Consider the following 11,727-nt stretch of genomic DNA (forward strand, 5'->3'; position numbering starts at 1 on the left):
GGATGAGATCAAGGGGCCCCCTGCGGGCGCCGCAGCGGGGGACGGTCGCCGTCTGGCTGCTCGGGCTCAGCCAGATCATCGGCTACGGCACACTGTATTATGCCTATGCGATCCTCGCCCCGGAGATGGCGCGGACCTTCGACTGGCCGCTGCCCTGGATCTTCGCCGCGCTCTCCCTTGCTTTGCTGGCCGGCGGCATCGTCTCGCCCTTCGCCGGACGCTGCCTCGATCGCTACGGTTCGGCCCGCGTGATGGCCTGCGGATCGGTCGCCGCGGCAGGCGCACTGCTCCTGATCGCCTCGGCGCCGACGGGCGCCGTCCTCGTCGCCGGCGTCGTGGCGCTGCAGCTCTGTTCGCCCTTCGTCGAATACAATGCCGCCTTCGCCTATCTGGCGGAAAGCGAGGGGCAGGCGGCGCCGCGCCGGATCGTCCACCTGACACTGATCGCCGGCTTTGCCTCGACCCTGTTCTGGCCGCTGACCGACAGCCTGCTGACGGTCCTCGACTGGCGATCGATCCTCGTCTTCTATGCCGGCCTCAACCTCTTCGTCGCCATGCCCGTCCACCTCGCCCTGCGCAGGCTTCAGCGCCGGTCTGCCGAAAGGGGCGCGCAGACCATCGCGCCGGCGGCGGTCGGGGACGATACGGCCCTGCCGCTCCACGTCCAGGGGCAGGCGCTGTGGATGGTCGTCATCGGCTTTGCGCTGAGCGGCTTCCTGTTCTCGGCCATCTCGACGCAGATGGTGCCGCTCCTCGCCTCGCTCGGGATCGGCACGGCGAGCGTGATGGTCGCCGCGCTGTTCGGGCCCGCCCAGGTCTTCGTGCGCTTCGCCAATCTTGCGGGCGGAGCCGGCCGCCATCCGATCGAGGCGACGCTGGCGGCCTGCGCCGTGCTGCCGGTCGCCGCGGTCGTGCTCGCCGCGACCGCACCGGCCACCGCCGGGGCCGCCGCCTTCGCCATCCTCCTCGGCTTCGGATCGGGGCTGACGAGCATCGTCCGCGGCACGCTGCCACTGGCCCTGTTCGGGCGATCGGGCTACGGCGCGCGCCTGGGAAAGATCTCGTCGGCGCAACTTGTCAGCTCGGCGGCGGCCCCGGTCGTCCTGTCGTCGCTGATCGAGCTCTTCGGCCCCGGGCCCGCCCTCGGCCTCATCGCCGCGATCGGCGCCGCCGGCTTCCTCGTCTTCCTCGGCGTGGCTAGGCTGAGGCGCCAGTCGGTCGCGGCTTGACCGCAGTGCAGCATTCCAAGGAATATGGCGGGGGCCTCTCGCCGAAATTGCCCCTGCTATGCCTGCCCCATGGCGCCGCGTCCGACGCCGAGGTGCGGGAAAGGCCAGCGTTGATGAACCTCTTCCTCCCAGCCCGACATCGCGTGAAAGGCGATCCATGACGGTCACGATCTACCACAATCCCGGCTGCAGCACGTCCCGCAACACGCTGGCGATGATCCGCCAGTCCGGCGAGGAGCCGGAGATCATCGAGTATCTCAAGACGCCGCCCTCGCGCGAGACGTTGATCGAACTCCTCGACGTGATGGGCCTTACCCCGCGCGACATCCTGCGCAAGAAGGGCACGCCCTATGCCGAGCTCGGCCTCGACGACCCGGCGATCGACGACGAGGAACTGCTCGACGAGATGATCCGGCACCCGATCCTGATCGACCGACCGATCGTCGTCACCAACAAGGGCGTGCGTCTCTGCCGTCCGTCGGAAAAGGTGCTGGAGATCCTCGACAATCCCGTTATCGGGGCGTTCACGAAGGAGAACGAAGAGGTCGTGGCGGCGGCCGGGCGGGCTGCGTAAACTCGGTGCGGTGACCTTGCCGCTCTCGGTCGGTGGCGGGTTCGGGCGCCGGCGCTGGAGTACTCCGGCGACGGTGCGTCTTCCGCGCAGCCGAACGCTCTTGCGCCTGAATTGACCTCTGCGTCTTTGGCTTTGACTTTGACTTTGGGAGCAGATGATCGGCCGCTATCCCCTCGCAAGGGGTGGATAGCCATGCCCCACACCCTGCGGATCCGTCACCACCCACGTCTCGTCCGCTCCGGCCAGATATCCCGGCCCCACCGGCACCTTCCCGTGCCCGCCCGGAATATCCAAGACATAGGTCGGCTGGCACAGCCCGGAGACGTTGCCGCGCAACTCGCGCATCAGCGCCTGGCCCTCGCCGATCGTCGTGCGGAAATGCGCGGTGCCGGGAGCGAGGTCGGCGTGATGGAGGTAGTAGGGTTTCACCCGGTTCTCGACGAAGGCGCGCATCAGGGCGGAAAGCGTCTCGGCGTCGTCGTTGACGCCCTTCAGGAGCACGGTCTGGCTGACGAGCGGGATGCCGGCGTCGACGAGCCTTGCAATGGCGGCGATGGCGGCCGGGGTGAACTCGCGCGGGTGGTTGGCGTGGAGCGCGACGAAGACGGCGCCGCCGAAGGCTTTCAGCGCGTCGATCAGCGCGGCGTCGACCCGGGCGGGCTCGACGACGGGCACGCGGGTGTGGAGGCGCAGCACCTTCACATGCGCGATGGCGGCGAGCGCCCCGGCGATATGGGCGAGGCGGCGCGGCGAGAGGATGAAGGGATCGCCGCCGGTGACGACGACTTCCCAGATCTCCTCATGCGCGGCGATATAGGCGAGCGCCTGTTCGAGCTCCGCGTCGGAGAGGCTGCCCTGGCCGTCCGGCCCGACCACCTCGCGGCGAAAACAGAAGCGGCAATAGACCGGGCAGACATGCAGCGGCTTCAGGAGCACGCGGTCGGGGTAGCGGTGAACGATGCCGGCCACCGGCGCGTGCGCGCCGTCACCGATCGGGTCGGCAAGGTCGCCGGGCGTGGCATCGAGTTCCTGCTCGCGGGGCAGGAACTGGCGGCCGATGCCGTCGTCCTCGGCTTCGATCAGCGCCGCCATGTCCGGGGTGATCGAGACCGCATAGCGCTCGGCAACGCGCTCCAGCGCCGCCAGCCGCTCCGGTGGCACGAGGCCGGACGCGACGAGAGCGGAGGGGGTGCGCAAGGCGCGGGTCAATGCGCTGGCTCTGGCATCGGCGCCCAGATCACGTCGTCGATCCTCTCCGCGCCGACGGCGAGCATCACCAGCCGGTCGAAGCCGAGCGCGATGCCGCTGGCTTCAGGCATGACGGCGAGGGCGGCCAGAAAATCCTCGTCGAGGGGATAGCGCTCGCCATAGAGGCGCTGGCGCTCGTCCATCTCCGCCTCGAAGCGTCGCCGCTGGACGGCGGCGTCGGTGAGTTCGCCGAAGGCGTTGGCGAGTTCCACGCCGCAGCAGTAGATCTCGAAGCGCTCGGCAACCTTCGGATCCCGCGGGCTCGGGCGGGCCAAGGCCGCCTCGGGGATGGGATATTCCATGAGAATGGTCGGGCGACCGTTGCCGAGCATGGGCTCGACCTTCTCCACCAGCGCCCGGCTGACGAGATCGCCCCAGCTGTCGCCCGCCGAAACGCGCATGCCGGCCGCCGTCATCGCCCGGGCGAGGCCGTCCCTGTCGGTCGCGCCGGACGCTTCGACGGTCGCCAGGAGGTCGATGCCGGCATGGCGCTGGAAGGCTTCGGCGACGGAGATGCGCTCGGGTTCGGCGAAGGGATCGGCCTCGCGACCGCGGAAGCGGAAGCGTGTCGTGCCGGCACGTTCGGCGGCGAGAGCGATCAGGTTGGCTGCGTCCGCCATCAGCGCCTCGTAGGTCTCGCCGACGCGGTACCATTCGAGCATGGTGAATTCGGGATGGTGCAGGCGGCTGCGCTCGCCATTGCGGAAGACCGGGCCGAGGCTGAACAGGCGTTTTTCGCCAGCGGCGAGCAGTTTCTTGCAGGCAAATTCCGGCGAGGTGTGAAGATAGAGTCCTGAGCGCGCGCCGTCCTCGCCGACTAGCGTCGTGGCAAAGGCCGCCAGATGCGCCTCGTTGCCGGGCGAGACCTGCAGCGCGCCGGTGGTCACCTCGACGAAATCGCGCTGCGCGAACCAGTCGCGCGTCGCCGCCGCGATGGCGTTGCGCATCAGAAGGCGCGGCCGGCGGTCGGCGTGGACGTCGGGGGTCCACCAGGGAGAGGCGTCAGGCATGGCGGCTCGGCTCGAAAAGGGGAAAGGCGACTGGCGAATACGCCCGAGATGCGCTAGGCGCTAGCGCAAGGCCCGCCTGGGTCAGCCCAACCAACCGCTCAAATGAGGAAACACACCCTTGAAGGTGATCGCCAGTTCGCTCCGCAAAGGCAATGTCGTCGATCAGGATGGCAAGCTCTACGTCATTCTCATTGCCGAGAACATCCATCCTGGCAAGGGCAATTCCGTGACGCAGCTCGACATGCGCCGGATCTCGGACGGCGTGAAGGTGTCCGAGCGCTACCGCACGACCGAGACGGTCGAGCGGGCCTTCGTCGATGAGAGCGACCACACCTTCCTCTATGCCGACGGCGAGGGGTATCATTTCATGAATCCCGAGACCTTCGACCAGGTGCTCGTGCCGGAGAGCGTGGTCGGCGACGCCGCGCCCTACCTCATCGAGAACATGACCGTGGCCGTGTCGATCTACGACGGCGTCGCGATCTCGCTCGAACTGCCGCAGCGCGCCACTTTCGAGGTCATGGAGACCGAGCCGGTGACGAAGGGCCAGACGGCTTCCGCCTCCTACAAGCCCGCGGTCCTTTCCAACGGCCTGCGCACCCAGGTGCCCCCTCACATTGCCGCGGGCACGCGCATCGTCGTGCTCACCGCCGACGGCTCCTATGTTGAGCGCGCCAAGGACTGAGTTTCGGGCGACCTTCTCCGGCGTTCCGGTTTGCGCCGGGTTCCCCCCCGTGGGACACGCATCCAGCGGATGCGGAGGCAGCTCACCCTTCCAGATGGGCCGCCCATTCTGTGGGGCAGCCACCTCACCGGCCATCCATGAAGGTTGACGAAAAGCCAGCGCTCTTGGTGGGCTGGCGTCAGGGGCGGCTCTCATCCGGCGCCCTGTCGGTTTACGCCCTCGCGCCAGCCGAAACTGGGACGCTGCCGAAACGTCGGTTGCGGATGCGTGATGGGCACGCCGTGGGGCCGAGGCCGTCTGGGCGGCCGGACCGTTGAGGCAGGGCACAGATACTTGCAGTCCGTCCGCCCGTCCGCCCGTCGGCTGGCTGGCGCGGCAAGGCGCCGCGATTGCGACGGACTGCCCCTAAAAATGCTCGATTGTCATTGGGGTGTCGGTTTTCAGCCGTGTGGGGAGCCAGAATGCCGGACAACAGAGACTACAGCGCCGATCGTCAGGGGAAGACGAGGACGATCGGCATCCTGATCCTGATCGGTCTGGTGGCGATTTTGGTCGCGGTCCTGGCTCCCGAGCTCTGGCGGGTGTGATATCCGGCAGGCAATCAGAACGCGAAAATGTCTGATCCAGGAGAGACGGTCGGCGCTGAAGCACTGTGCGCAGGGTGACTTGGACGGCGCACCGGTCCATCTGCAAGTCGCCAGATATTCCGGTTCAGATCGAGCGCCTTGCGCGCGCAGCTCTCGCTCGTATTCGAAGGGGATTTCGGGTCGACATCCCGCAGCTTCAGCGCTGTTGGGAGCATGTTTCGATGAGGGGTGGCCGCCGGCGCCACGCGATGGTGCGCATGCTCTCGGCTCTGTTTCTCCTGGCCGGGAAATCACGCCAGCAGCCGACGATCGACGCCGCCGACAGCCGCGCCAACGGGTCCGCTGCCACCGCGCCTGCCCCTGCGCTCGCTTCCCCCTGAAGGGCGAGACGCCCTTGGTCCGCGCAAGGATCGGTCAACGCACTGCTATGGCAGCGGGCCGACCGTGAAGGGGATCGACGCGTAGTAGGCGGCGACATTGGCGATGTCGGCGTCTTCGAGGCCGGAGGCGACGACGGTCATCTGTTCGTTCTGACGCACGCCGGTCTTGTAGTCCATCAGCGCCTTGACGAGGTAGGTCTCCTTCTGGCCGGCAAGGTTCGGCGCTTCCAGCAGCGGTGCGACACCGTCCTTGCCGTGGCAGACCTGGCACATGCCCATGACCTTCTTGCCGCGCACGAGATCGGCGGCCGGGACGGAGTGAAGGCTCGCGAGGAGGATCGCGAGGCCCAGGATCAATCTGCGCAAGCGTGCGCTCCCTTCGGATGAGTCGATAAGCGAGCCGTGCGGCACGGCGGCCGAAGCGCCGCGCCGCAAAGCCTCAGCCTTCGTAGGCGATGCGCCAGACGGCGCCGGCAAGGTCGTCCGACACGAGCAGCGAACCGTCGTTCAGCATCTGGACATCGACCGGCCGGCCGAGATACTCGCCGTCCCCGGTCAGCCAGCCGTCGGCGAAGACCTCGGTTTTCGCCACCGAGCCGTCCTCCTTCAGCGAGGTGAACAGAACGCGCGCGCCGACCGGTTCGATCCGGTTCCAGGAGCCGTGCTGCGTCGTGAAGAACCCGCCGCGGTAGGCCGCCGGGAATTGCTTGCCGGTGTAGAAGGAAAGTCCGAGATCGGCGGCATGCGCGTCGCGCTCGACGGCAGGAAACACCACGCCATCCGGGATCGTGTCGTCCTTGTACTCGACCGTCCGGGTCTTGCCGCCGCCATACCAGGGGAAGCCGAAGTTCTGGTTCGGCGCGGTGATGTGGTTGGTCTCGCCCACCGGGATGAGATCGCCCATGCCGTCGACCTGGTTGTCGTTCACCCAGGCCGTCTTGTCCTTGGGGTTGAAGTCGATGCCGAGCGGATTGCGCATCCCGAGGGCATAGACCTGCCGGTCGGTGCCGTCGGTCTTCATCGAGATGACGCCGCCGATCCCCTTCTTTTGGAAGTCGGGCATGACATCGGCGGCCGGCACGTTGAAGGGCTGGCCGAGCGTGATGTAGAGACGTCCGTCCGGTCCGATGCGGCAGGTCCGGGCCGTGTGATTATAGCTCACGGCCTCGGCGGGAACGAGTTCGCCCTCCTTCACGACCGGGAAGGCGGCAACGTCCGGCCCCTCGTAGAAGAATTCCGCCGCGGGGAAGGACAAGACCCGGTTCTGCTCGGCGAGATACAGCACGCCGTCGCGCGAGAAGCAGACGCCGTTCGGAACCGCCATCTTGACCGAGGGAGCGAAGACCTTCACGTCGTCGGCGACGCGGTCCTTGTTGCGGTCGGTCACCGAGTAGACGTGTTCCTTGCGGGTTCCGACGAAGGTGACGACGCCTTGCGGACCGACGGCCATGTGGCGGGCATCCGGCACTGCAGCGTAAAGGCTGACCTTGAAACCCGCGGGAACCTTGATCTTCGCGGCGATGGCCTTCAGCGCCTCGACATTGTCTCCGCTCTGGGCAATCGGCTCCATCATGGCGGTGCCGGTTGTCTTGAAGCCGCCGAGCTTCTCCAGATTGGAGTCCTGCGCCATAGCGCTGGTGGACAGCAATGCCGTGGTCACCGCCACAATCGCCTTCATGCGCATCGAAACCTCCAGAGACCGTTGCGTCCGCTTTCACTTCAATTTGAAGTGTTGACAGATCGTCATCGAAGCATAGCTTCACAAAGGGCAGGCTATCAATCGTCCTGGTGAAAATTTACAAAAATAATTGTCCCGCAATGCAGAAATTATACTGCATTGCAAGAGAAGTACTACTGTAATGTCGCATCCACATGCGGAAAGTACTGACCGGCCAGCGTGCTGCGCGGCGCAGTGGTCGGCAAGCCATCTGCCGAGCGGGCGGATCAGGGATCGCCGCCGAGACAGGCGGCCCGGATGGCGGGTCGGATTTCAGCTGTGCCGCAGGCTCTTCGGCGCGCATGCAACTGTTTTCCAGCACATAGGCTGCGACACCGGGCGCAGCCGTCGACAACTATACGACAAGCAGCATGGTCACCTGCTCCGCCTCACGCTGGCGGATGCACCGGAAGACCTCCTCCACCGGCTTCGGCGCAAGGCCCCCCGAGGGCTCACGGGGGAGAATGACGTCAGGCTCCAGCATCAGCGCGGCCCATGGCGCGCATCTGCTGCTCACCGCCCGACAGGGTGCCCGTTGAGTTGGCGTCAGCGCAGAAATCGAGCGCCTCTTCGCCGGGCTTGACGCCGACGAGAGAATCGCAAGGAGCGACAAAAGACCGAAAACCCCGCTGTTCCGGGATTACGCAGCCTGTATCGGACTAACGCGCATCCAGCTTTCGAAAAAGCGTATCGCTGAACGCCCGTTCCGCTTGACCTCGTACATCGCGGCATCGGCTGATGCGAGCAACTCCTCAACAGTTGCACCATCCGCGAAAGAGCGCGAGACGCCCACACTCAATGTCACATCGAAGCCATGGCTGCCGGAATATGGGGAGCTTCCGGCTGCGTCCGCGAAGTCCTTCAACAGCTGCGCAAAATCGTCCTTCGACGATCTGGGCGGGCTGACGATTGAAAACTCGTCTCCGGACAACCGGCCAACGCGGCAGCCCAAGGATTCCATCCGCCGCAGCTCGCGTGCAACAGAAATCAAGACGGCATCCCCTGTGGCGTGACCGAAGTCGTCATTGAAGCGCTTGAATTCGTCGATATCGATCATGGCGAGATAGAAATCAGTCTGCGACAGCAGGAGCGCGTCGACCTGTTGGATTGCGCCGCGTCGGTTATTGAGCTGAGTAAGAGAGTCGGTGATGGATGCTTTGACCGCAACGTCACGGGCGGCCCGCAGGGTCTGCTCATTATGTTTGAGAGCGGTAATGTCTTGGCCGATCAGGAGGATCCAACCATCGGGCAACCGTCTTTCAGTGATCCAGAACCATCGTCCATCAAAAAAATCGACTTCAAATGCTCGGAAATCCGGCCCGGTGCGCCGGCGATCCATCGCCGTGGCTATCCACGTCTCGAAGTCATCCGTGTCGACGACCGCGCCGACGCCTCGCTCGTGACAGTTCCGCATGATCGACGAGAAGGACAGATTGGCGTGACTTTCGACGCTCCATCCGCTGCAGAACGCTTCATTTCCATAGGCCAGACGGTCGTCCGGATCGAAGAGAGCCACCGCTTGCGGCCCGCTGTCGAGTGCGGACAGAAGAGCGGCCTGGGCCAGCGGCGAACGACCGCAATCGCGCGTCGTGCGGCTCAGCTCTTGGTGGTAGAGAGGCACTGGCATTGGCGTTGAACCGTCCGATATATTGGACAAAGCCTAGGGGATATTCGTTTCCAATAGGTTGGCTTTGGGTCGTGTCCGTCAACGTGGTGGAAATTGAGTGTAGCTGAAGCGGCTCCGTTTCAGGCGACTTCGGTGGAAATCTGTTCGGGTTTTGCAGTGTTGCCCATGGCCATGAGGTCGGCCATGGGTTCGGTCTGCATGTAGCGGTTCTGGATCTGCCATTCGTCGTTGGCCTCGAGAAGGACGGCGCCGATGAGCCGGATGATGGATCCCTCGTTCGGGAAGATTCCGACGACGTCGGCACGCCGCTTCACCTCCTTGTTCAGGCGCTCCAGGGAATTCGTCGAATGGATCCGGGTCCGGTGCTGACTGGGAAAATCCATGTGCGCCAGCACGTCGGTCTCGCTGTTGTCGATGAAGGCCCCGAGCTTTGGACACTTTCCCCGAAGCTGGTCGGCGACGTGGCGCAGCGCCTGGCTGGCGCTAGCACGATCGGGCTGGGCGAAGGCTTGGCGCAGCGCGGCCGCCGCCATGCTCTGCTGCGCCTTCGGGACATACGACAGGGCGTTGCGCATCCAATGCACCCGGCAGCGCTGCCAGGAGGCGCTGAACACCCGGCGAATGGCGGCTTTCAGCCCTTCGTGAGCATCCGAGATCACGAGCTTCACGCCGGACAGGCCGCGGCGCACGAGGCTCTTGAGGAAGCTCGACCAAAACGTCTCCGCTTCCGAGGGGCCGATGTGAAGGCCGACGATCTCGCGCTTGCCGTCCGTGTTCACGGCCACGGCGATTATGGCGGCGACCGAAACGATGCGTCCACCCTCGCGCTGCTTCAGGTAGGTCGCATCCAGCCAGAGGTAGGGCCAGTCGCCAGTGAGAGGACGGTCGAGGAAGCCGCCGACGCGTTCGTCGATGTCTTTGCACAGCTTCGATACGGTGCTCTTGCCGATCCCCGACAGCCCCATGGCCTGTACCAGATCGTCGACCCGCCGGGTGGAAACGCCGCTGATCCAAGCTTCCTGAATGACGGCAACCAAGGCCTTCTCCGAGAGCTTTCTCGGCTCCAGGAACGGCGGGAAGTAGCTGCCCTGCCGAAGCTTGGGTATCCGAAGCTGCAACGAGCCGAGCCGCGTGTCGAGCGAGCGGTCGCGGTAGCCATTGCGATAAGTCGCCCGTTCCTGCGTCCGTTCGTGGCGCCCGGCGCCGATCATGCCTTCAACGTCGACCTCCATAAGGAGCTGCATCACGCTCTCGGCTATCGTTCTCAGGAAATCGCCGTCCCCGGCTTTCGCAAAAAGCTCGGCAAGCGGTAGTCTGTCCTCGGTCATCGGGTTCTCCGGTCAGGTTGAAGTCTCGCAACTCCACCTTAGCCGCCCTATCCGGTGACCGCCTCAGCCACACCTTTCAATGTCGGAATTTCCACCACGAGCGCGGACACTACCTGGCTTTGTCGGACAGTTTGTTTTGAAGGGATAGACGGACCGGTGGATCGGCCCTTTGCGTTAGCTGAGCCGGATGCGGTGGATCAGCCGGAATAGCATCGCCGGACCATGTCAGGCGCGTGCGCCTCCACCGCTCAGGACATGGCACCATCTCGCGGCGTGTCCTTCCCGTCTCACTTCGATTTTCTCTTTCCGCAGGATCGGTGCCGCCAATTCAGTCCGCAAGAACGATGGCTGGGGCGCGCTGACGGAGGGCAATCGGCTCGCCCGGCTGGGCCGCACAAGCAGGTTCCGCCTCGACCGTGATCTGGAGGCCGCCCAACATGACACCGAGGCTCAGGCGGGCACCGCGGAAAGATCGCGTCGTCACCGTCCCGCGAAGCTCCCCCTCGGAAGCGACGACAAGGCTTTCGGGCCGCAATGCCAGTGTGAGGTCGCCGGTCCCCGCAGGGGTAATGGCCAGACATCCCGCGGCGGTGTCGGCGACCTCGCCGCGCGCCTTTCCCGCCAGAATCGTGACGGGGCCTAGGAACCCCGCCACGAAGGACTCGACCGGGCGATCATAGACCAGGGCCGGCGTGCCGGTCTGGCGTATCCGGCCGTCCTTCATCACGCTGATGCGATCGCAGAAGGTCAGCGCTTCCTCGCGATCGTGCGTAACCAACAGGATCGATAAGCCGGTCGCCTTCAGCAGACCCCGGACCTCTTCGCGGGCTGCCTCGCGAAGCCCGGCGTCGAGATTGGAAAACGGCTCGTCCAGCAGCATCAGGCGAGGTGCCGAAGCGAAGGTCCTGGCGAGGGCGACGCGCTGCTGCTGGCCGCCGGACAACTGGTCGGGATAGCGCTTCTCCAGCCCTTCAAGCTTCACCATGGCCAGCAGGCCGGCGATGCGGGCAGGACGTTGGCGTCGCGGTATCGCCTTCATGGCGAAATTCAGATTGCCCGCCACGGTCATATGCGGGAAGAGCGCATAGTCCTGGAAGACGATGCCGATGCCGCGGCGTTCCGGAGCACGCTCTTCGATGCGCTCGCCGGACAGGCTGATTTCGCCGGAATCCAGGTTCTCGAAGCCGGCGATCATCCGGAGCAGAGTGGACTTGCCGCAGCCGGAGGGGCCGATCAATCCGTGGATCTCGCCGGCGGCGATATCGAGCGACACATCGTCGACGGCGCGTGTCGCGCCGAAGCGGCGGCTGAGGTGGCGCAGGGACAGGAAAGGGGTCATGCG

General features: G+C 65.4%; 12 protein-coding genes. 5 read left to right on the forward strand and 7 right to left on the reverse strand.

All coding sequences use genetic code 11. The annotated features are described in order from the left end of the window. Nucleotides 1–2: 2 nt before the first annotated feature. Nucleotides 3–1,229 (forward strand): arsenite efflux MFS transporter ArsK, encoded by a 1,227-nt coding sequence (gene arsK, locus Sa4125_RS05780; protein ID WP_224004699.1) that lies wholly within the window; start codon nucleotides 3–5, stop codon nucleotides 1,227–1,229. Between the two features lie 157 nt (nucleotides 1,230–1,386). Then, on the forward strand, nucleotides 1,387–1,803 hold the full coding sequence (arsC, locus tag Sa4125_RS05785; RefSeq protein WP_224004702.1) for an arsenate reductase (glutaredoxin): 417 nt from the start codon (nucleotides 1,387–1,389) through the stop codon (nucleotides 1,801–1,803). Between the two features lie 165 nt (nucleotides 1,804–1,968). On the opposite strand, the gene Sa4125_RS05790 is transcribed toward arsC, so the two are convergent. Together Sa4125_RS05790 and epmA are read right to left on the reverse strand one after the other, a co-directional pair. Next, nucleotides 1,969–3,012 (reverse strand): lysine-2,3-aminomutase-like protein, encoded by a 1,044-nt coding sequence (locus tag Sa4125_RS05790; protein WP_224004705.1) that lies wholly within the window; start codon nucleotides 3,010–3,012, stop codon nucleotides 1,969–1,971. After that, nucleotides 3,009–4,061 carry an EF-P lysine aminoacylase EpmA gene (gene epmA, locus Sa4125_RS05795; protein WP_224004707.1) on the reverse strand — a complete coding sequence of 351 codons (1,053 nt, stop codon included), beginning with the start codon at nucleotides 4,059–4,061 and terminating at the stop codon, nucleotides 3,009–3,011. The genes Sa4125_RS05790 and epmA overlap by 4 nt, the downstream gene beginning before the upstream one ends. Before the next feature lie 118 nt (nucleotides 4,062–4,179). Between epmA and efp the strand changes: the two genes are divergently transcribed. The 3 genes from efp to Sa4125_RS05805 all read left to right on the forward strand — a co-directional run bounded on the left by efp (nucleotide 4,180) and on the right by Sa4125_RS05805 (nucleotide 5,713). Beyond that, on the forward strand, nucleotides 4,180–4,746 hold the full coding sequence (gene efp, locus Sa4125_RS05800; RefSeq protein WP_224004710.1) for an elongation factor P: 567 nt from the start codon (nucleotides 4,180–4,182) through the stop codon (nucleotides 4,744–4,746). Nucleotides 4,747–5,207: 461 nt separating this feature from the next. After that, on the forward strand, nucleotides 5,208–5,333 hold the full coding sequence (locus Sa4125_RS24160) for a hypothetical protein (RefSeq protein ID WP_267461359.1): 126 nt from the start codon (nucleotides 5,208–5,210) through the stop codon (nucleotides 5,331–5,333). A 221-nt stretch (nucleotides 5,334–5,554) separates the two neighbouring features. Beyond that, the gene (locus Sa4125_RS05805) at nucleotides 5,555–5,713 is read left to right on the forward strand and encodes a hypothetical protein (RefSeq protein WP_224004713.1); all 159 of its coding nucleotides are present in this window, start codon (nucleotides 5,555–5,557) and stop codon (nucleotides 5,711–5,713) included. Between the two features lie 45 nt (nucleotides 5,714–5,758). On the opposite strand, the gene Sa4125_RS05810 is transcribed toward Sa4125_RS05805, so the two are convergent. The 5 genes from Sa4125_RS05810 to Sa4125_RS05830 all read right to left on the reverse strand — a co-directional run bounded on the left by Sa4125_RS05810 (nucleotide 5,759) and on the right by Sa4125_RS05830 (nucleotide 11,724). After that, entirely contained in the window at nucleotides 5,759–6,079 is a 321-nt protein-coding gene (locus Sa4125_RS05810) for a cytochrome c (protein WP_345944315.1), read from the reverse strand. Between the two features lie 73 nt (nucleotides 6,080–6,152). After that, nucleotides 6,153–7,397, reverse strand: a complete 1,245-nt coding sequence (locus Sa4125_RS05815; RefSeq protein WP_224004716.1) for a PQQ-dependent sugar dehydrogenase — start codon at nucleotides 7,395–7,397, stop codon at nucleotides 6,153–6,155. A 673-nt stretch (nucleotides 7,398–8,070) separates the two neighbouring features. Further along, entirely contained in the window at nucleotides 8,071–9,057 is a 987-nt protein-coding gene (locus tag Sa4125_RS05820; protein WP_224004719.1) for a sensor domain-containing diguanylate cyclase, read from the reverse strand. Between the two features lie 119 nt (nucleotides 9,058–9,176). Continuing rightward, nucleotides 9,177–10,385 carry an IS256 family transposase gene (locus tag Sa4125_RS05825; protein ID WP_223998301.1) on the reverse strand — a complete coding sequence of 403 codons (1,209 nt, stop codon included), beginning with the start codon at nucleotides 10,383–10,385 and terminating at the stop codon, nucleotides 9,177–9,179. Nucleotides 10,386–10,713: 328 nt separating this feature from the next. Continuing rightward, nucleotides 10,714–11,724, reverse strand: a complete 1,011-nt coding sequence (locus Sa4125_RS05830; RefSeq protein WP_224004722.1) for an ABC transporter ATP-binding protein — start codon at nucleotides 11,722–11,724, stop codon at nucleotides 10,714–10,716. Nucleotides 11,725–11,727: the final 3 nt, after the last annotated feature.

It is taken from the genome of Aureimonas sp. SA4125, assembly GCF_019973775.1.
Lineage (GTDB): Bacteria > Pseudomonadota > Alphaproteobacteria > Rhizobiales > Rhizobiaceae > Plantimonas.

What these genes read in the sequence shown, in the direction of transcription:
- Sa4125_RS05830 (WP_224004722.1), bottom strand. Translation starts at nt 11,724, where the DNA reads ATGACCCCTTTCCTGTCCCTGCGCCACCTCAGCCGCCGCTTCGGCGCG.
- Sa4125_RS05825 (WP_223998301.1), bottom strand. Translation starts at nt 10,385, where the DNA reads ATGACCGAGGACAGACTACCGCTTGCCGAGCTTTTTGCGAAAGCCGGG.
- Sa4125_RS05805 (WP_224004713.1), top strand. Translation starts at nt 5,555, where the DNA reads ATGAGGGGTGGCCGCCGGCGCCACGCGATGGTGCGCATGCTCTCGGCT.
- Sa4125_RS24160 (WP_267461359.1), top strand. Translation starts at nt 5,208, where the DNA reads ATGCCGGACAACAGAGACTACAGCGCCGATCGTCAGGGGAAGACGAGG.
- Sa4125_RS05815 (WP_224004716.1), bottom strand. Translation starts at nt 7,397, where the DNA reads ATGCGCATGAAGGCGATTGTGGCGGTGACCACGGCATTGCTGTCCACC.
- arsC (WP_224004702.1), top strand. Translation starts at nt 1,387, where the DNA reads ATGACGGTCACGATCTACCACAATCCCGGCTGCAGCACGTCCCGCAAC.
- Sa4125_RS05820 (WP_224004719.1), bottom strand. Translation starts at nt 9,057, where the DNA reads ATGCCAGTGCCTCTCTACCACCAAGAGCTGAGCCGCACGACGCGCGAT.
- arsK (WP_224004699.1), top strand. Translation starts at nt 3, where the DNA reads ATGAGATCAAGGGGCCCCCTGCGGGCGCCGCAGCGGGGGACGGTCGCC.
- epmA (WP_224004707.1), bottom strand. Translation starts at nt 4,061, where the DNA reads ATGCCTGACGCCTCTCCCTGGTGGACCCCCGACGTCCACGCCGACCGC.